The organism is Phenylobacterium glaciei, from assembly GCF_016772415.1.
GTDB lineage: Bacteria > Pseudomonadota > Alphaproteobacteria > Caulobacterales > Caulobacteraceae > Phenylobacterium > Phenylobacterium glaciei.
The window spans coordinates 1102754-1122129 of sequence record NZ_JAGSGD010000001.1 but is presented as its reverse complement, the minus strand read 5'-3'; the positions used below and the strand labels follow the sequence as shown (position 1 = coordinate 1122129).

Here is a 19376-nt window from a genome sequence, read left to right as displayed (position 1 = left end):
CTCAGACCGCTTCATACTTGGGTCATGGCCGGCGCGTTTCAATATAAGCCTAAGTTTGTCGATATCCGGGTGCGCCCGCCGACCCCTGGGGAGGCGGCGCAGACCGACGACGTCTATGCGCTGAAGCCCGGGGAACGGGCTTGCGACCATCCGGGGTGCCGGCTGGCCGGCAGCGCGCGCGCGCCGAAATCCCGCGACATGCTCAACGAGCACTACTGGTTCTGCCAGCCGCATGCCGCGGAATATAACCGCAACTGGAACTTCTTCGCCGGCATGAGCGAGGGCGAGATCAAGCAGCGCCAGGCCCAGAGCGCCCAGGGCGACCGCCCGACCTGGGACTTCAAGGCCGGCCGATTCTCCCGCGAGGCCGCCGCGGCCGCCCAGGGCTTCGGCCAGGGCAAGGGCTATCGCGACCCGTTCAACCTGTTCGGCAGCGGCAATGGCGGCGCGGCGGGCGTCCGCACGCCCAAGCCCGAGAGCCGACGCCTGGGGAAACTTGAGCGCAACGCGCTCGCCGACCTGGATCTCGACGAGAACGCCGACGCGCCGACGATCCGCGCCCGCTATATCGAGTTGGTGAAGCGCACCCACCCGGACTCCAACGGCGGCGACCGCTCGGCCGAGCACAAGCTGCAGCGGGTCATCAAGGCCTACCAGCAGCTCCGCAAGGCGAAGATGGCCTAGGGCCGCCGGTTCAGACCGGCTTGTCGCCCGCCACCGTCGTGCGGTGCATCAGCCGCAGGTGACCGTCATAGCCGCCCTCGGCCAGATGGACCGTGCAGCGGTTGTCCCACATCAGCAGCATGTTGGGCCGCCACTTGTGGCGATAGACGAACCGGTCCTGGGTGATGTGGCCAAACAGGAAGCCGAGGATCGCCTGGGCCTCCTTGGCCTCGAACCCCTCGATGCCGACCGTGTAGACCGGGCTGACGAACAGCGCCTTGCGGCCGGTGACCGGGTGGGTGCGCACCAGGGGATGGGTCAGGCTCTGGTCGGCGTCCTCGGAGACGATGATCTCCATGGTCCGTTTCTCGGTCTCGCGGGCGAAGACCCCCTTGGTCCCGTAGGCGCGGCCGGCGGAATGGGTCGCCTGCAGCGGCGCCAGCAGGGTCTTCATGGCCGGCGACAGGGCGTCATAGGCGCTGGCGCAGTCGGCGAAGAGGGTGTCGCCCCCCACCGGCGGCGTGACCTTGGAGTGCAGCAGGGTGGCGGCGGGCGGCTGGGGCTGGAAGCTCCAGTCGGAATGCCAGCCGGCGCCGAAATTGGTGGCCTTCTCGTCGGGCTCGCGCCGCAGCTCCAGGACGTTGGGGTGGCCGGGCATGGGGGCGATGAAGGGGTCGACCCCGAACTTTCCCATCTGCAGGGTGAAGGCCTCCAGCTCGTCCAGGCTGAGCGGCTGGTCGGGGAAGCTGACCACCGAATGGCGGGCCCAGGCGGCGCGGATTTCCTCGCGGGCCTCTGGGGAAAGCGGGCGCGAAAGGTCCACGCCGACGATCTCGGCGCCGAAGCCCTCCTCGGAGGCGAAGACCTGGATTGCGCGATATGACCGCGTGGCTTGCTTCAACATGGGTGGACGCTCCCTTCGTCATTCCGGTATGGGTCGCAGGGACTGCCCCCATCAAACACACGTTTGCTTCGCATGCGTAAGCCTGTAATCGATCCGGACCATGACCTCGTTCGCTGAAAACCAAGACGACAAGCTCCTCACCCTGGTCCCGGACAAGAAGGCTTCTGTCCGCGACACCTTCGGTGTGGATATCGACATGACCGTGCCCGCCTTCAGCGAGCGCGACAGTCACGTGCCGGACCTCGATCCGTCCTACAAGTTCGATCCCGAGACCACCCGGGCGATCTGCGCGGGCTTCGCCTTCGACCGTCGCGTCATGGTCCAGGGCTATCACGGCACCGGCAAGTCGACCCACATCGAGCAGGTGGCCGCGCGCCTCAACTGGCCGCTGATCCGGGTGAACCTGGACAGCCACGTCAGCCGCATCGACCTGGTGGGCAAGGACGCCATCGTCCTGAAGGACGGCAAGCAGATCACCGAATTCCGCGAGGGCATCCTGCCCTGGGCGATCCAGCGGCCCGTGGCCCTGGTGTTCGACGAATACGACGCCGGCCGCCCCGACGTGATGTTCGTGATTCAGCGCATCCTGGAGGCCCAGGGCAAGCTGACCCTGCTGGACCAGAACCGCGTGATCCGGCCCAATCCGTTCTTCCGGCTGTTCTCCACGACCAACACCATCGGTCTGGGCGACACCACGGGCCTCTATCACGGCACCCAGCAGATCAACCAAGGTCAGATGGACCGCTGGTCGATCGTCACCACGCTGAACTATCTGGCCCACGACGTGGAAGCCGAGATCGTGCTGTCCAAGGCGCCGCACTACAACAACACCGAGGGCAAGCGCACGATCAGCGCCATGGTCCGCGTCGCCGACATGACGCGCAACGCCTTCATGAACGGCGACATCTCGACGGTCATGAGCCCGCGGACGGTGATCACCTGGGCCCAGAACACCGAGATCTTCGGTGGCGACATCGCGCTCGGCTTCCGGATGACCTTCCTGAACAAGTGCGACGAGCTGGAGCGCGGCACCGTCGCCGAGTTCTTCCAGCGCGCCTTCGGCCAGGACCTGCCGGAATCCACGGCCCGGGTGCGGGTGGCCTAGACTCCCTACCCTGGATCGGGGCCGCCGCGAGGCAAGACTTCGCGCGCGGCGCCTATTCCGTGAGCATAGAAACTTCAGGTTCTGAAGCCTGAGCAAGACTATGCCTGGATACCGATTTTGAGTTGCGCGAACTTGCCGCGCACACCTTTACAGTTTGATGACGCCCGTCTGCGACTAATCCACGATCAGTTGTGGGTGCGAGCGCTTATGGCCACCAAGCTTCCTCATAGTCAGCGAGCCGCCCGTCGGATCATTCAGCTGGCGTCTCTGATTCTCGCCGTTGTCGTGGCCGGGGGCGTAAGCCTGCTGGCCTATACCAGCATCTCGGTGGACCGCGTTCAGGTGGCCGAGGAACGGGAGCTTGTCGCCCAGGGGATCGACCGAACCCTGATGCGCCTGGTGAGCGGCATCACCACGGTCAGCGTTCGCGACGAGGCCTATGCCCGGCTGGGCCCGAACCTCGACGCGCGCTGGGCTGACCGCAATCTAGGCGGCTTCTACGCCGATCACATGGGTCACGACCTGACGCTGGTGTTCAACGCCAAGGACCAGCCGGTCTACGCTTGGCGCAAGGACCGGAGGCTGCCGGCCGACGAGGCGGGCGTGTTAGCCCCTGCGGTGGCCCCGCTGCTGGCGCGCCTGCGTTCCGAGGAGCAGATCGGACCCGACCGCCGGGGCAAGACCTATGGCCTCGACGCCGAACTCACCACCAGCGGCATCGTCGTGGCCGGCGGCCAGTACTTCATGGTCGGCGCCGCCACCGTCACACCTGAGACCCCGGCGGCCCGCCTGCGCCCTGGCCGGGCCGCCGTCGTGGTCTCGGCCCGCCGGCTGGACGGCGGGTTCCTGCACGAAGTGGACGACAACCTGCACGTCACCCAGTCCCGCATTTCGCCGCCGGGCGTCCTGCGCATCCCGTCCCGCGTGCCCGTGGTGGACGTGAACGGCTTTGTGGTGGGCGACCTGGCCTGGAGCCCCAAGCGGCCAGGCGTCACGGTGCTGAAGAGCGCCGCCCCGGTCTTCCTCCTAGCCTTCCTGGTGCTGATGGGCGCGGCCCTGGCCATGGCCTTGCGGATCAAGACCATCTTCCGCGACCTGACGCTGGGCGAGGACGCCCTGGAGCGCACCATGGGCCAGCTGGTCCGCGCCCGCGACCAGGCCGATACCGCCAACGTCGCCAAGTCCCAGTTCCTGGCCAATATGAGCCACGAGATCCGCACGCCCCTGAACGGGGTGCTGGGGATGGCCCAGGTCATGGCCCGCGACGAACTGAGCCCGATCCAGTCGGGCCGCCTCAGCGTCATCCGGGCGTCGGGCCAGACCCTGCTGTCGGTGCTCAACGACGTGCTGGACATCTCCAAGATCGAGGCCGGCCGGCTGGAGGTGGACAACCACGAGTTCGACGTCGCCGAGGCGGTCAGCGAGGCCTGCGCCACCTTCACCAACCTGGCGGCCCAAAAGGACGTCACCCTCGATCTCTACATCGCCGCCGAGGCGAACGGTATCTGGTGGGGCGACGGCGCGCGCCTGCGTCAGGTGATTTCCAACCTGGTCTCCAACGCGGTGAAGTTCACCGCCGACGGCGTGGTGTCGGTCACCGTGACACCGTCGGCCGAGGGTCTGACCTTCGCCGTCCGCGACTCCGGCATCGGCATCCCGCCGTCACGGCTGGGGGACCTGTTCCAGAAGTTCAGCCAGGTGGACGCCTCCACCAATCGCCGGTTCGGCGGCACGGGCCTGGGTCTGGCCATCTGCCGCGAGCTCGTCGAACTGATGGGCGGCCGGATCGGCGTCACCAGCATCGTGGGCGAGGGCTCGACCTTCAGCTTCACCCTGCCGATGGAGAAGCGCGCCGAGGCCCGCGCGCGTCGGACGGTCGAGATCGATACCCCCAACACCGAGGGCTTCACCGCCAAGATCCTGGCGGCCGAGGACAACCCCACCAACCAGCTGATCCTGAAGTCGCTGCTGGAGCCCTTCGGCATAGACCTGACCGTGGTCGCCAATGGCCTTGAGGCCGTGGAGGCGGTGAAGACCCAGGCTTTCGACCTGGTGCTGATGGACATCCAGATGCCGGAGATGAGCGGCGTGGAGGCCACCCAGGCGATCCGCGCGTTCGAGGCGCAGACCGGCCGACCGGCGCTGCCGATCCTGGCCCTGTCGGCCAATGTCATGCGCCACCAGATCAACGAGTACCTGGACGCGGGCATGAGCGGCTTCGTGCCCAAGCCCATCGAGGCGGTGAAGCTGTTCGCGGCCATCGACGAGGCCCTGGCGCCTGCCGACGAAGAGATCGAGGCCGAGACCGTCGCCGCCTGAGGCTTTCCGGCCCCAAGGAGATCGGGGTAGGCTGACCAGCCCATGCGCCAACTCGTGATCCTCGAAAATTCCGAACTCGCGGTCTACGGCCTCTGGGCGCTGTGGGGCGCGACATGGCTGCTCGCGGGGCTGTGGGCGGCAAAGGCGGAGAGCCGCCCGCAGAACCTCGGCGAACGGTCGGCGGTCCTGCTGGTTTTCCTGGGCTTTGGCCTGCTGTTCAAACCGCCCAACGTCGCGGAGCGGCTGTGGGTCTGGTTTCCCGCTGCACAGTGGGGCCTGGTCACCCTCACCGCCGCAAGCATGGCCTTCTGCTGGTGGGCGCGGCGACATCTGGGTGCGCTGTGGTCGTTCCGCACCACCGCCAAGGCGGGCCACCACGTGGTCGACACCGGGCCCTACGCCCTGGTCCGCCATCCGATCTATACGGGCATCCTGGCCGCGGCTCTCGCCAAGGCCCTGCTGACGCCCAGCCTGCTGGGTTTTGCCGGGCTCGGCGTCCTGGCCCTGGCCTTCTGGTTGAAGGCCCGCGTCGAGGAGCGCTTCCTGGCCCAAGCCCTGGGAGGGGACGAGTACGCGGCCTACGCCCGCCGCGTCCGAAGACTGATCCCCTACGTTCTGTAAGCCGACAGCAGAAAGGGCGCGGAGTGTCCTCTGCGCCCTTGTCCGTCTCAGCCTATGAGGCGGGCTCAGCCGCCGCTGATCTTCTTGCCCACGAAGGCGCCCAGCGCCAGGAACAGCACAAAGCCGATCACGGCGACGAAGAACAGCAGCTTGGCGATACCCGCCGCCGCACCGGCCATACCGGTGAAGCCAAGCGCGCCGGCGATCAGGGCGACCACCGCGAAAATCAGGGCCCATTTCAACATGTCGAACTCCAGCCAAAAACATCCAGGTGTTGGCTCTTGAACGCGGGGCCAGGCTTGACGTTCCTGCGGCCGGCCGGCGACGAATTCCAGGGTCGTTGCGGGCCTGACACCAAGCAGCGCTTTCCTCACCGAGCGGCAACGCGCTAAGACGAAAAGACCATGGCCAAGAACCCGGAAAGCCCGCTCGAGCCCTTTAAGCGCGCCCTCGCCAACGCGGCGCGGTCGCTCGCTGAAAGCCCTGACCTGGAGATCGTCTATTCCGGGGAAGGCCCCCTGCTGTCGGGCAATCGCGCGGTCCTGCCGCACCCGCCCCGGGACCTGACGCCAATGGACGCCGCGCGCATCCGCGGCCTGGCCGACCAGATGGCCCTGCGCATCTCCCACCACGACGCGCAAATCCACGCCAAGACCCGTCCGGCCTCGGCGCTGGGCGCCCCGGCCTATGACGCCCTGGAGCAGGTGCGTATCGAGGCCATCGGCTCCAATGCGCTGGGCGGCGTGCGCGAAAACCTGAAGGTCGTGCACGAGCAGGCCTGGCTCAAGCGCCCCTTCAATCCCGTGGACGCCCAGGCCAATCCGCCGATGGCCGAGATCGTCTCCCTGATGGCTCGCGAGCGGCTGACAGGCGTCGAACTGCCGCCGAACGCCAAGCTGCTGGTGGACATGTTCCGCGACGAGATCGAGGCCCGGGCGGGCCAGGATCTCGACAAGCTGATCGACAAGCTCGACGACCAGAAGGCCTATGCCCGGATGGCGCGCACCATCCTGCGCGACCTCTCCATGGGCGATGATCTGAGCGACGCGCCCGACCAGGCCGATCAGGACGAGGAAGACGGCGACGAAGGCGAGGCCGAGTCGGCCGAGGACGGCGACGAGGGCGATGGCGAGGGCCAGTCCCCGCAGCAGGCCTCCATGGACGACAGCGAGGCGACCCACAGCGAAAGCGAGGACGCCGACAGCCAGATGATGCAGGCGGAGGATGATCCCAACGCCGAGGATTCGGACGAGCCGCCGGAGCTGGGCGAGGGCGAGCAGCCCGCCCGACCCGATCCCAAGGGCGACGCCAAGACGCCGACCTACAAGGTCTTCACCACCGCCAACGACGAGATCGTGGCGGCCGAGGAACTCTGCGACCTTGAGGAGCTGACCCGGCTGCGGGCCTATCTCGACCAGCAGCTGGCCAGCCTTTCCAGCGTGGTCTCGCGCCTGGCCAACAAGCTGCAGCGCAAGCTGATGGCGCAGCAGAACCGCTCGTGGAAATTCGACCTGGAGGAAGGGCTTCTCGACGTGGCGCGCCTGACCCGGGTGATCACCGATCCCACGGCGTCGCTGGCCTTCAAGGAAGAGGAAGACACCGAGTTCCGCGACACGGTGGTGACCATCCTGATCGACAATTCCGGCTCCATGCGCGGCCGCCCGATCATGGTGGCCGCCGTCTGCGCCGACATCCTGGCCCGCACCCTGGAACGCTGCGGCGTGAAGACCGAGATCCTCGGCTTCACCACCCGGGCGTGGAAGGGCGGCACGAGCCGCGAGGACTGGCTGAAGGCCGGCAAGCCGGCCCAGCCCGGCCGCCTGAACGACCTGCGCCATATCATCTACAAGTCCGCCGACGCCCCCTGGCGCCGCGCCAAGCGCAACCTCGGCCTGATGATGCGCGAGGGGCTGCTGAAGGAGAACATCGACGGCGAAGCCCTGATGTGGGCCCACCAGCGGCTGATCGGCCGCACGGAAGCCCGCCGCATCCTGATGGTGATCTCCGACGGCGCGCCGGTGGACGATTCGACCCTGTCTGTGAACTCCGGCCACTATCTGGAGCGCCACCTGCGCGAGGTGATCGCCGAGATCCAGGACAAGAGCCCGGTGCAGCTGATCGCCATCGGCATCGGCCACGACGTCACCCGCTACTATCGCCGGGCTGTCACGATCGTCGATGTGGAACAGTTGGCCGGCGCCATCGTCGACCAGCTGGCCGAGCTGTTCCAGGAGGAGCCGCGCAAGGCCAACCGCAAGACCGTGGGCCTGCTGGCCCCGCCGCCCAACACGCAAGGCCCCCAGGGCGGCGGAGCCCGGCGGTCCACCTTCAAGGAAGTCCGGAGAGCCGTGGCGTGAAACGATTGATCCTGGGTGTTGCGCTCGCGGCCCTCACCGCCTGCGCCCAACCGGCCGCCCTGCCCAAGCGCCCGATGGCCGCCGGCCCCGGGATCACCATCACCGCCACCCCCGTCGCGCTCAATCCGGCCGACCCGGCCCAGGACCGCATCGGCGACTTCGTCTATGCCGGCGGCCTGTTGCTGTCGTCGGACCAGACTTCGCGCCTGCACGGCCTGTCGGACCTGCGGATCACGCCGGACGGCAGGCTGGTTTCCATCAGCGATGAAGGCGACCTCCTGGAGAGCCGCGTCCTGTTGGACAAGACCGGTCGTCTGGCGGGCCTTGGTCCCGGCAAGCTCACCGTCCTGACCGGTCCTGACGGCAAGCCGCTGCAGGGCAAGGCGCAGGCCGACGCCGAGGGCATGGCGATCCTGGCCAATGGCGACATGCTGATCAGCTTCGAGCGCATCAACCGCATCCTGGTCTATCCGGCCAAGGGCGCCCCCCCCCGTGAGGCTCCTTTTCCTGTCGCCACCTTCCAGGAAAACAGCGGCCTGGAGGCTTTGAGCGCCGATCCCGCCGCCGGCCCCGACGCCTATGTCACGGCTGGCGAGGATTCCGGCGAGACCTGGACCTGCCGGCTGAGCGCCGCCTGCGTAAAGGGCCCGACCCTGGACAAGCCCGCCGAGTTTGGCGTGGTCGCGGTCAACCGGCTGGCCGGCGGGAACACCGCCTGGCTGTTCCGCGCCTGGGACCCGGTGCGCGGCAGCCGCATCACCCTGAAGATTCTGGGCCCCGCCGGCGAGATCGCCCGCATGGACATCACCAAGCCCCTGACGGTCGACAATATCGAGGGCGTTTCCGCCGTGCCCAACAAGGACGGCTCGACCCGATTTTACCTGATTTCCGACGACAACTTTTCCAATTCCCAGAAGACCATCCTGGTGGCTTTCGACTGGAAGCCCACCAAGCCTTAGGAAGACGCCATTATGAGCCGCACCGAGATCGCGCTGCCCACCCCCGAGGGCGACGCGCGCGCCTTCGTCTTCAAGCCCGACTCAGGCTCCGGCCCCTGGCCAGCCGCCATCATCGCCATGGACGCGCCGGCCATCCGCCCGGCCCTGTTCGAGATGGGCGAGCGCCTGGCCGCCGCCGGCTACTACGTCCTGCTGCCGGATCTGTTCTGGCGCGCCGGCCCCTATCCGCCCCTGGACATCGCCGCGGCCCGCGCGGGCGACAAGGCGGCCGGGGAGCTGTTCGCCAAGCTGCGCGCCAGCACCGGCGCCGGGCGCCAGATGACCGACGTGAAGGCCTGCCTGGACTACATCGACGCCGATCCGGCCGCCAAGCCGGGCAAGGTGGGAATCACCGGCTACTGCATGGGCGGCTCGATCGCCCTGCGCGCGGCCGGGACCTATCCCGACCGCATCGGCGCGGCGGCCTCGTTCCACGGCGGCGGCATGGCCACCGACGACGAACGCAGCCCCCACCTGCTGGCCCCTGCGATCAAGGCCAAGGTGCTGGTGGCCGGCGCCATCGAGGACCGCAGCTATGACGAGGCCCAGAACACCCTGCTGACAAAGTCCCTGAGCGAGGCCGGCGTCGATGCCGAGGTGTCCATCTGGGAAGGCTGCAAGCACGGCTGGGTGCCCACCGACATGCCGGTCCACAACCCCGAGGGCGCCGAGCGCCACTGGCGCGAACTGATCGCCCTGTTCGACAGCACGCTGAAGTAGGCGCGCAAAGAAAAAGGCCGGCGTCACCGCCGGCCTTTCTCAAGTCTGGAAGCTGCTGCGCCTTAGGCGGCGACGGCGGCCGGCGCTTGCGCGGCGAGCTTGGCCTTCAGCTGGCGCTTGATCTTCAGGGCGCGGGGCGAGAGCTGCTCGTCCTTGGCCTTGACCAGGAAGACGTCCAGGCCGCCACGGAAGTCCAGGGTGCGGCGGGCCGCGTTGGAGATGCGCAGCTTGAAGGTCTGACCCAGCGCGTCCGACTGCAGGCTGGCGGGCGCCAGGGCCGGCAGGAAGCGGCGCTTGGTCTTGATATTCGAGTGGCTCACATTGTTGCCGACCATGGGGCCGATACCGGTGAGTTCGCAACGACGCGACATGGCTTAAGACCTAAGCGAGAAAGAGTGACGGCGGGCGGACCCGCGCGAGAGCGGGCGATATAGTCGAAGGTAAGCGGCGGCGTCAAGGCGGAGCCGCCTTTCAGAGCGCGTCATCGCACATTCCGGCACCCGGGTCACAGGGCCGCTGTTCCGACCGTCTTGTGTCCCCAAGCCCTTGGGATACAATACCTTGTAGGGAACAAATCCCGAATCATGCCGAGTCACTGATTCGGTCCTGATTCGTTGCGGCCACGTTCCGGCGCTGCTCTCTCCTCATTAATCTCGCCCATTCTGCGCCAGTGGCGGGGGCGCTCGCCTTCCCCTAGCCTGGGCTGCAAATCACCCGCGTGGGTGGATCAGGCTTGGGCAGGGATGGGGATTCCAACATGAAGACGATGCGATCGGGCCTGCTGTGCGCCAGCGCCCTGGCGAGTCTCGTGGCTTTCGGCGCCACGCCGGTCCTGGCCCAAGACGCCGAGGTCTCCGAGATCGTGGTCACCGGCAGCCGGATCGCCCGGAAGGACTACGTGTCGGAAAGCCCCATCGTCACGGTGGGCGCCGACCAGATCGCCGCCGTCGGCATGGTGACGATCGAGAACACCCTGAACCAGTTGCCGCAGTTCACGCCGTCAAACGGCTCGGGCACCAACACCACCAACTTCGTCACCACGCCGGGCCAGGCCTACGCCAACCTGCGCGGCCTGGGACCCACCCGCACCCTGGTGCTGATCGACGGCAGGCGGGTGGTGGCGGGCAATCCCAATGCGGTGGTCGACCTCAACACCGTGCCGACCTTCCTGGTGGACACTGTCGAGACCATCACCGGCGGCGCCTCGGCGGTCTATGGCTCCGACGCCATCGCCGGCGTGGTGAACTTCAAGCTGAAGCGGAACTTCGAGGGCCTGCAGGTGGACGCCCAGTTCGGCGCCACCGAGCAGAACGACGCCGGCCAGCTCACCGCCTCGGTAGGCTGGGGCCATAACTTCGACCGCGGCAACATCGCCGCCGCCGTCACCTACGACAAGCGCGAGGGCCTGACGGCCGCTGATCGTGACTGGTCGGCGGTGGGATATTCGATCCTGACCACCGGCCTGACGCCCTCCGGCGCGGCCACCATTCCCGACGGGCGGTTCGATCCGGCCTCCAACGCCGGCGGCGCGGCCAACCTCCCCAGCCAGGCGGCGATGAACGCGGTGTTCGGCGCCTATGGCTTCGCACCCGGCACGGTGGCGCGAGGCGCGAGCCTGTCCTTCAACGCCGACGGCAGCCTGTTCTCCACCGCCCCGGTGAACAACTACAAAGGGGTCCAGGGCCCGGGCTTCTCGGCGGCCAGCTACACCTTCAACAGCGCCGCCTACCGCTACCTGAACCTGCCCCTGGAGCGCTGGAGCCTCTATGCCACCGGCCGCTACGACCTGACTGACGCGGTGGAGGCCTACGGCACCGCCAGCTACACCACCTATGATGTCTCGCGGCAGCTGGGCCCGGCCTCGGCCAGCGACGGCGCCTTCCCCGGCCCCGACATCGTGGTCCCGGTGACCAACCCCTTCATTCCCGCCGACCTGCGCACCCTGCTGGCCTCGCGCGCCGATCCAACAGCGGCCTTCTATCCCCGCCGCGCCTTCACCGAGGTCGGCGGGCGGCTCTCCAACAACACCTATGAGACGACCCAGCTGTTGGCGGGCCTCCGTGGAGTCCTCCCCATCAGAGATTGGAAATGGGACCTCTACGCCAGCTACGGCCAGATGGACCACACCGAGCACCAGTTCGGGAATGTCAGCCGGGCGGCGATGCGCACTCTGACCTTCGCCCCGGACGGCGGGGTGGCCATCTGCGGTGGCTTCAACATCTTCGGGGCCGGCAAGGTCAGCCCCGGCTGCGCGGCCTATATCGCCCGCGACGTTACAAATGCCACGACCATCAAGCAGACCGTGGTGGAGGGCTACACCACCGGCAGCCTGATCGACCTGCCGGCCGGCGCGCTGAAGTTCTCGGCCGGCGGCCAGTACCGCAAGGACGACTTCGACTATGCCCCAGACCTGTTGCTGCGGGGCCCGGACATCGTCGGCTTCAACCCGGCGGTGCCGGTCAGCGGCGACATCACCTCGAAGGAGGTCTACGCCGAGCTGCTGGTCCCGGTGCTGGCCGACCTGCCGCTGATCGAGAGCCTGGACCTGGCCTTGGGCGGCCGGGTCGCCGACTATTCCACCACCGGCCGGGTCAGCGCCTACAAGGCCGATCTGACCTGGAAACCGGTGTCAGGCCTGCTGATCCGCGGCGGCTATCAGCGCGCCGTTCGCGCGCCCAACATCGCCGAGTTGTTCTCGCCCCAGTCCCTTGGCTTCGTCGGCATCGGTTCGCCCGGGACCGGCACCACGGCGGGGGATCCCTGCGACGTGCGCTCCTCCTACCGAACCGGCGCCAGCGGCGCGGCGGTTCGCAGCCTGTGCCTGTCCCAGGGCGTGCCGACGGCGATCATCGACACCTTCAACCAAGCCTCTACTCAGGTGGAGATCACCGGCGGCGGCAATCCTGACCTCACCGAGGAGACCGCCGACAGCTTCACGGCCGGGGCGGTCTGGTCGCCGGCCGTCGACAGGCCGTTCCTGCGCCGGTTCAGCATCAGCCTGGACTACTACAAGATCGAGGTGGCCGACGTGGTGGGGACCATCGGGGTCCCGACGATCCTGGCCTCCTGCTTCAACGCCGATGGGTCCAACCCCGGGCTCTCCAACGCCAACTTCTACTGCGAGCAGTTCACCCGCCTGGGCTCGGGCCAGATCACCGGCGTCGCCCAGACCCAGGTGAACCTCGCCTCGGTGAAGACCTACGGGCTCGACGGCCAGGTGGACTGGGGTTTTGATCTCGCCGACCTCGGCCTGCCGGAGACCGCAGGGGCGCTCGCCTTCAACCTGGTGATCTCCAAGCTCGACAGCTTCGAGCGCCAGACGCGGCCCAACGCCACCTTCGTCGACTATGCCGGGACCATCGGGGCCGATCTGTCGGGTGGCGCCCTGCCGGAATGGAAGTCGGTGCTGTCGGCCACCTGGGTCGTCGGACCCGTACGGACCACCCTGCGCTGGCGCCATATCGCCGCCATGACCGACGCCCGCAGCGTGCCCACCTTCAGCCCCACAGCGGTCAACACGCCGGACTATGACGTCTACGACCTGTCGGGCTCCTGGAAGATCGACGATCGGGTCACTCTGCGGGCGGGGATCAACAACCTGGAAGACAAGGACCCGCCCCACTTCACCAGCTATCCCAACTCCAACACCGATCCCTCCAGCTTCGACATCCTGGGCCGGCGGTTCTTCGTGGGCGTCAACGCGAAGTTCTGACCGCTCGGTCCGTCTTCGTCGGCGCCTGTCTGATTTCGGGGGGCTGGATCTCAGCGGCGGAGCCGTCCGGGCATTTGTCGTCGTTGGGAAGCACCTTCAGGCGGCGTCCGGCGACCACCAGGTCGGACATCGGCTTGGGATCAGCGTTCACAACGAACTGCCCGGCCTTCAGAGCCGCGCCCTCGTTCTGGCAGTAGGCGCCCGACAAGGTCCCGATCCGCGACCAGACGCCGCCCGCCTGCCGATAGACCCTGCGGTCGCCGAGGGCGAAGACCACCACCTCGGGCACGGCGTCCCCGTCGAGATCGGCCACGACGGCGTGGCAGGTTTGGCCGCTCTGGCAGTTTTGTAGCGGGTCTTCGAAGGTCTTCCACTTCTGCTCCAGGAAGCCGGTTGGCAGCACGCCACCGCCCGCCACGCTCACCAGTTCCTTGCGCTCCAACACCGAGGTCGTGGCCTCGCCGTAGCGAGCCTTGCGGGCCAGGGCGGAAGCGGCGCGCCGGGCGATCTGCGCAGCGTTGGCTCCGGTCTTGCGGGCGGCGAGCGCCTTGAGCGCGTCGATCCCCGGCTTGCCGGCCTCGAAGCGCAGGAACAGGTAGTCGAACTTGTCGGGCGTCACGGCGCCGCGATCCAGGCGCGCCACCTGGTCGTTCACCGCTAGCCGGCTCGGATTGGCCAGGGGCGAGAACAGAGCCAGCAGCACCACCACCACCACATGGGCGGCGATGACATTGGTCACCTCCAGCCGCTTCAGCCAAAGGCCGGGCAGGAAGACACTGGCCGCGTAACCCACCGCATAGACCACCGCCACCACCGTGCAGGCCGCGCCATAGATGCGGTCAGGGGTCAGTCCGTACTGGCCGATGCGCAAGGCCAGGCCATAGGCGGCGATGGCCACCAGCGGCGCGATGATGACGCCGGTGACCCGGCCGGCCCACTTCAGGGCTACGGGCGGATGGCCGTCGCCCTCGCCTTCCTGATAGGCGGCGTTCAGCAGGACGATCAGGGCCGCAGCGGCCGAGAGCAGGATGCCGGCCGCGCTCTTGGTGTCCCATAGCAGGGTCAGGCCCGTGAACGGCAGGGCGATCAGGAACCCGGAACCGATCACCGCCATCACCGGCAGCAACCACGACAGCAGGGTCAGGGCCACGGTGCGGATGCCGCGCACCAGACTGGCGCGCACGTCGGTCAGGTGGATGGCCAGCGCGAAGAAGGTGGTGGTGGCGGGGAAGGCGAACCAGGGCTTGCTGATCGTCTTGCCCACCCACTTGATACCGATCAGATCAAACAGCGCTCCGCCCAGGAAGAGCAGCAGCCACAGGGCGCCGACGAACAGAACGGCCAGGGCCAGCCGGACCCCGTCTTTCCAGGTCTGATCGAAATAGTGGTCGTAGCTCGCGACCCATCGGCGGCTGGCGTCCGCGCCGGTCACCAGGTGGTGGGCGATGAACAGACCCACGGCGGTGAAAATCACCAGGGGCGGCCCGGGCCAGTGCTGGAATTCACTGTCGGGGATAGCGATCGTCCCGTGATAGGCCCCGAGCGCCGCCACAATGACCGCGGCGATGCCCCCCCAGACGATCAGGGTGCGGGTCCGCAGGGTGCGCAGGCCGCCCAGCAGCACCACCGGCAGGAACAGGATCAGCATCGCGCAGGCGCAGAACAGCGGCGAGGCGACGCCGCCCGTCAGGCCGTGCTTCTCCCACTCGTTCAGGCCGTAGAGGGCCAGGCCCTGCGCGAAGCCGATGGCGACGCGGGCGATGGCGATCGGACGCGACGCCTGGTCCGGGTCGCTCTGTCCTGCGAACATGATGTTAGTCCCTCCCCCACTCACCTTACGGTCGCATGGGACGGCGGAACGGCCAACGTCTCAGAAATAGGGTCCGATGGGTTCGCCGTCCTCGGCTGAGAGGATCAGGTTGGCCATTTCCGGCGTCATGTCAGGAACCTGTTCGGCGCTGACCCAGGCCATGAAGCGGGAATTGGCCACCGGGCCGGTGTCGAAGCCAGGGCCGCCACCCCCTATCCCGCGCCGGTTGATCATTTCACAGACAGTGCGGCTTGGATGCGACAGGGCCAGGCTTGCCATGCTTCCGATTGAGGCATATTGATAACTGACCAGTCAGTTATTAATGATCTCCGAATGCTTCCCGCAGGCCAGCCCAAGTTTCGGCGTCGCAAGGCCGACCGTCCCGACGAGATCGTCGCGGCGGCCTTTGAAGTGTTCGGGGAAAAGGGCTTCGCCGCCGCGCGGCTGGACGACATCGCCGCCCGGGCCGGGGTCTCGAAGGGGGCGATCTATCTCTACTTCGCCACCAAGGAGGACATCTTCCAGGCGGTGGTGGAACAGGGCGTCGCCCCCAACTTGCAGAACCTGGCTGCCCTCGCCGCCGCCAACCCGCAGAATTTCCCCGACCTGTTGCGCGGCGTCGCGAGGATGATGGCGCACATGGCCAGCACGACGCCCCTGGGCGGCATCATCAAGATGGTGGTGGGCGAGGCGCGCAATTTCCCGGAACTGGCGCGGGTCTGGCACGACCGGCTGATCGTGCCCGCCCTGGGGACGCTGACGGCCGTCATCGCCGCGGCCCAGGCGCGCGGCGAGGTCCAGCCCGGCGACCCACGCCTCTATGCCGTGAGCCTGATCTCGCCCCTGCTGGTGGGGGTGATCTGGCGCGAGACCTTCACCCCCATCGGCGCCGAGCCCTTCGATCTGGCGGGCCTGATGGAACAACACGTCGAGACCCTGCTGCGGGGGATGGTCCCATGAAACAACGCCTGCTCGTCATCGTCCTGCTGCTGCTGACCGCTTCCCTGATCGCCGCCCTGGTCCTGGTTCCTCGCCTGAACCGCTCCCATGCGCTCACCGGCTATGTCGAGGGCGAAGCGCTCTATCTTGCCGCACCCGTCTCCGGCGCCGTAGCTCAGATCTATGTGCAGCGCGGCGACCGGGTGAAGGCCGGCGACCGGCTGTTCGTGGTCGATCCCAAGCAGCTCGCCGCCCAGCGCCAGCAGGCCCAGGCCGAGGTGGGCGCCGCGCAGGCCCAGGCGCAGGACGCCCGCAAGGGTCTGCGCCCCCTCGAGCTGGCGGTCTATGACGCCAATATCGCCGCCGCCCAGGCCCGTGCCCAGGACGCGGCGGCCGACATGCGCCGGGTCGCGCCCCTGGTCCGCAAGGGCATCTATGCGCCCGCCCGCCTGGACGACGCCCGCGCCGCCCTGCAGACCGCCAACGCCCAACTCGCCGCCGCCCGCCGGCAGCGGGACGCCGCGACCCTGGGCGCCCGCGAAGGTCAGGTCCAGGCCGCCGACAGCCGGGTGGCCCAGGCGCAGGCGGGCTTGTCGGCTGCCGACGCCCGGCTCTCCGACCTCGCCCCCGTCGCCCCCTCCGATGGACGGGTGGAGGACGTGTTCTTCCAGCAAGGGGAGTGGTCCATCGCCAACCAGCCCGTCCTGTCCCTGCTGCCCGACGACCGCATCAAGCTGCGGTTCTTCATTCCGGAACAAAGCCTTTCGGCCTACCGGATCGGACGGGTCGTGCGCTTCGCCTGCGACGGCTGCGCCAAGGGTCTGAGCGCCAAGATCACCTTCGTCAGCCCGCGCCCGGAGTTCACCCCGCCGATAATCTACAGCCGCGAGGCCCGCGACCGGCTGGTCTACCTGGTGGAAGCCCGGCCCTCCGCCCGGCTCAATCCCGGCCAGCCGGTGGACGTGACGCCCCTGGAGCCGGTCCGGTGACACTGGCCATCGACGTCCATGGCCTGAACAAGAGCTTTGGCGACAAGCACGTGGTGCAAGACGTCTCCCTGCAGGTCGAGGCGGGCCGCATCTGCGGCTTCCTCGGCCCCAACGGCTCAGGCAAGACCACCACCCTGCGGATGCTGTGCGGCCTGCTGACCCCAGATAGCGGCGACGGGACCTGCCTGGGACTGGACATCATCAGTCAGGCGGGCGCCATCAAACGCCAGGCCGGCTACATGACCCAGAAGTTCTCGCTCTACGAGGATCTGACCCTGGAGGAGAACCTGATGTTCTCCGCCCGCGTCCACGACCTGGATCGCCGCAAGGAAAGGGTGGCTCACGCCCTGGAGCGCCTGGGCCTGATCGAGCGGCGAAACCAGTTGGCCGGCACGCTGTCGGGCGGCTGGAAGCAGCGCCTGGCCCTGGCCACCGCCACCCTGCACGAGCCCAAGCTGCTGCTGCTGGACGAGCCCACCGCGGGCGTCGATCCGAAGGCCCGCCGCACCTTCTGGGACGAGATCCACGCACTCAGCGCCGAGGGCCTGACCGTCCTGGTTTCCACCCACTACATGGACGAGGCCGAGCGGTGCCATGAGATCGCTTACATCGCCTACGGCAAGCTGATCGCGCGCGGCACGGCGGGCGAGGTGATCGCGGGCTCGCACCTGGTGACCTTCAACGGCGAGGGGCCGGGGATCGACCGGCTGTCGGCTGAGATCGCAGGGCGGCCCGGCGTCGAGATGGCCGCCCCCTTCGGCGCCTCCCTGCATGTCAGCGGCACTGACCGCGCCGCCATCGAGGCCGCTATCGCCCCGTACCGCCGCGAACCCTTCCGCTGGACGCAGGTTGAGCCGACCCTGGAGGACGTCTTCATCCAGCTGATGGACGGCGCCGAGGACAATTTCCGATGAATGGGTTTTCCGCGACGCGGGTCTGGGCGGTCCTGATCAAGGAGTTCAAGCAGCTCACCCGCGACCGCCTGACCTACGCCATGATCCTGGCCCTGCCGGTGATCCAGCTGCTGCTGTTCGGCTACGCCATCAATTCCGAGCCCCGGCACCTGCCCACCGCCTTGCTGGTGCAGGAGGACAGCGTCTTCGCCCGCTCGATCCTGTCGGGTCTGAGGAACAGCGCCTACTTCGACCTCGTGGCCCAGGCTCGCAGTCCATCCGAGCTGGACGAACTGATCCGGCGCGGCGAGGTGCAGTTCGCCATCACCATTCCCGGCGACTTCACCCGGCGGGTGGCGCGCGGCGACAAGGCCCAGATCCTGGTGGAGGCCGACGCCACCGATCCCTCGGCGACCGGCCCGGCCGTCGCGGCCCTGGCCGCCCTGCCGACCCAGGCCCTGGCGGGCGACCTGAAGGGCGCCCTGGCCCCCAGGCTGCAGGCCAAGCCCGCCTTCGAGGTGGTGGTCCACCGCCGCTACAACCCGGAGGCCGTCACCGCCTACAACATCGTGCCGGGCCTGCTGGGCGTCATCCTCTCCATGACGCTGGTCATGATGACCTCGCTCAGCGTCACCCGCGAGACTGAGCGCGGCACCATGGAAAGCCTGCTGGCCACGCCTGTGGAACCGATCGAGGTGATGATCGGCAAGCTCGCGCCCTACGTCCTGGTGGGCCTCGCCCAGACCGTCATCATCCTGACCATCGCCAAGCTGCTGTTCCATGTGCCGATGCTGGGGGGCTGGATCGGTCTCGCCTTGGGGATCGGCCTGTTCATCGTGGGGTCGCTCGCCCTCGGCTTCCTGATTTCCACGGCGGCGCAGTCGCAGCTTCAGGCCATGCAGATGAGCTTCTTCTACATCCTGCCCTCGATCCTGCTCTCGGGCTTCATGTTCCCCTTCCGCGGCATGCCGGGCTGGGCCCAGGCGCTGGGGGAGGTGATCCCGGTCACCCATTTTCTGCGGGTGGTGCGCGGCGCCCTGCTGAAGGGGCAGAGCCTGGGCGACATGTGGCGCGAACTGCTGGCCCTGCTGGCCTTCGTCTGCGTGGTCACGGCGCTGGCCATGGCCCGCTATCGGCGGACATTGGATTAGGGTCGCGTTCCTCCTCTCCCCTTTCAAGGGGAGAGGGCAGGGTGAGGGGATCGCGCCGCCCCTCACCACCTGGCCGGAACGCCCCCCTCACCCTACCCTCTCCCCCCGAAAAGCCCGGGGGAGAGGCGGAATGCGGCTTTCATGTCGCAGACGCACCGGCGCCGCTTGCCCCGTCATGATTCCCACCCCAACTTG

General features: G+C 67.9%; 17 protein-coding genes. 12 read left to right on the top strand and 5 right to left on the bottom strand.

The window, feature by feature from the left end; translation table 11 throughout:
• Positions 1-24: 24 nt before the first annotated feature.
• Positions 25-684, top strand: a complete 660-nt coding sequence (locus JKL49_RS05395; RefSeq protein ID WP_215338783.1) for a J domain-containing protein — start codon at positions 25-27, stop codon at positions 682-684.
• Positions 685-694: 10 nt separating this feature from the next.
• On the opposite strand, the gene JKL49_RS05390 is transcribed toward JKL49_RS05395, so the two are convergent.
• Positions 695-1567: a TauD/TfdA dioxygenase family protein gene (locus tag JKL49_RS05390; RefSeq protein ID WP_215338781.1), complete on the bottom strand. Its 873-nt coding sequence runs from the start codon at positions 1565-1567 to the stop codon at positions 695-697.
• 100 nt (positions 1568-1667) lie between these two features.
• On the opposite strand from JKL49_RS05390, the gene cobS reads away from it, so the two are divergent.
• The 3 genes from cobS (at position 1668) to JKL49_RS05375 (ending at position 5612) form a co-directional block, all read left to right on the top strand.
• Positions 1668-2672 (top strand): cobaltochelatase subunit CobS, encoded by a 1005-nt coding sequence (gene cobS, locus JKL49_RS05385; RefSeq protein WP_215338779.1) that lies wholly within the window; start codon positions 1668-1670, stop codon positions 2670-2672.
• 285 nt (positions 2673-2957) lie between these two features.
• On the top strand, positions 2958-4991 hold the full coding sequence (locus tag JKL49_RS05380; RefSeq protein WP_215338777.1) for an ATP-binding protein: 2034 nt from the start codon (positions 2958-2960) through the stop codon (positions 4989-4991).
• A 42-nt stretch (positions 4992-5033) separates the two neighbouring features.
• A complete protein-coding gene (locus JKL49_RS05375) occupies positions 5034-5612 on the top strand; it encodes a methyltransferase family protein (RefSeq protein ID WP_215338775.1) in 579 nt (192 codons plus the stop codon).
• A 65-nt stretch (positions 5613-5677) separates the two neighbouring features.
• Here the strand turns inward: JKL49_RS05375 and JKL49_RS05370 are convergent, their stop codons facing one another.
• Positions 5678-5857: a DUF1328 domain-containing protein gene (locus JKL49_RS05370; RefSeq protein WP_215338773.1), complete on the bottom strand. Its 180-nt coding sequence runs from the start codon at positions 5855-5857 to the stop codon at positions 5678-5680.
• 159 nt (positions 5858-6016) lie between these two features.
• On the opposite strand from JKL49_RS05370, the gene cobT reads away from it, so the two are divergent.
• Genes cobT through JKL49_RS05355 form a run of 3 tightly spaced genes read left to right on the top strand, consistent with a single transcriptional unit; the run spans position 6017 to position 9687 of the window.
• Positions 6017-7969: a cobaltochelatase subunit CobT gene (gene cobT / locus JKL49_RS05365; protein ID WP_215338771.1), complete on the top strand. Its 1953-nt coding sequence runs from the start codon at positions 6017-6019 to the stop codon at positions 7967-7969.
• Positions 7966-8928: an esterase-like activity of phytase family protein gene (locus JKL49_RS05360; RefSeq protein ID WP_347340355.1), complete on the top strand. Its 963-nt coding sequence runs from the start codon at positions 7966-7968 to the stop codon at positions 8926-8928. Before cobT ends, JKL49_RS05360 begins: the two co-directional genes overlap by 4 nt.
• A 12-nt stretch (positions 8929-8940) precedes the next feature.
• On the top strand, positions 8941-9687 hold the full coding sequence (locus JKL49_RS05355; protein WP_215338769.1) for a dienelactone hydrolase family protein: 747 nt from the start codon (positions 8941-8943) through the stop codon (positions 9685-9687).
• Between the two features lie 62 nt (positions 9688-9749).
• On the opposite strand, the gene rpmB is transcribed toward JKL49_RS05355, so the two are convergent.
• Positions 9750-10058 carry a 50S ribosomal protein L28 gene (gene rpmB / locus JKL49_RS05350; protein WP_215338761.1) on the bottom strand — a complete coding sequence of 103 codons (309 nt, stop codon included), beginning with the start codon at positions 10056-10058 and terminating at the stop codon, positions 9750-9752.
• A 386-nt stretch (positions 10059-10444) separates the two neighbouring features.
• Between rpmB and JKL49_RS05345 the strand changes: the two genes are divergently transcribed.
• Complete coding sequence (locus JKL49_RS05345) at positions 10445-13399, top strand: TonB-dependent receptor plug domain-containing protein (protein WP_249778030.1); 2955 nt, start codon at positions 10445-10447, stop codon at positions 13397-13399.
• Here JKL49_RS05345 and JKL49_RS05340 read toward each other — a convergent pair.
• Both JKL49_RS05340 and JKL49_RS05335 read right to left on the bottom strand, forming a co-directional pair.
• Positions 13383-15209: a DUF4153 domain-containing protein gene (locus tag JKL49_RS05340; RefSeq protein ID WP_215338759.1), complete on the bottom strand. Its 1827-nt coding sequence runs from the start codon at positions 15207-15209 to the stop codon at positions 13383-13385. The two genes, JKL49_RS05345 and JKL49_RS05340, sit on opposite strands and share 17 nt — an antisense overlap.
• A gap of 60 nt (positions 15210-15269) precedes the next feature.
• Positions 15270-15488 carry a hypothetical protein gene (locus tag JKL49_RS05335; protein WP_215338757.1) on the bottom strand — a complete coding sequence of 73 codons (219 nt, stop codon included), beginning with the start codon at positions 15486-15488 and terminating at the stop codon, positions 15270-15272.
• 54 nt (positions 15489-15542) lie between these two features.
• On the opposite strand from JKL49_RS05335, the gene JKL49_RS05330 reads away from it, so the two are divergent.
• Genes JKL49_RS05330 through JKL49_RS05315 form a run of 4 tightly spaced genes read left to right on the top strand, consistent with a single transcriptional unit; the run spans position 15543 to position 19181 of the window.
• The gene (locus JKL49_RS05330; protein WP_215338756.1) at positions 15543-16169 is read left to right on the top strand and encodes a TetR/AcrR family transcriptional regulator; all 627 of its coding nucleotides are present in this window, start codon (positions 15543-15545) and stop codon (positions 16167-16169) included.
• Complete coding sequence (locus tag JKL49_RS05325) at positions 16166-17137, top strand: HlyD family secretion protein (protein WP_215338754.1); 972 nt, start codon at positions 16166-16168, stop codon at positions 17135-17137. The genes JKL49_RS05330 and JKL49_RS05325 overlap by 4 nt, the downstream gene beginning before the upstream one ends.
• Positions 17134-18051 carry an ABC transporter ATP-binding protein gene (locus JKL49_RS05320; RefSeq protein ID WP_215338752.1) on the top strand — a complete coding sequence of 306 codons (918 nt, stop codon included), beginning with the start codon at positions 17134-17136 and terminating at the stop codon, positions 18049-18051. Before JKL49_RS05325 ends, JKL49_RS05320 begins: the two co-directional genes overlap by 4 nt.
• Positions 18048-19181, top strand: coding sequence for an ABC transporter permease (locus tag JKL49_RS05315; protein WP_215338750.1), 1134 nt, complete (start codon positions 18048-18050; stop codon positions 19179-19181). The genes JKL49_RS05320 and JKL49_RS05315 overlap by 4 nt, the downstream gene beginning before the upstream one ends.
• The last annotated feature ends 195 nt before the right edge of the window (positions 19182-19376 follow it).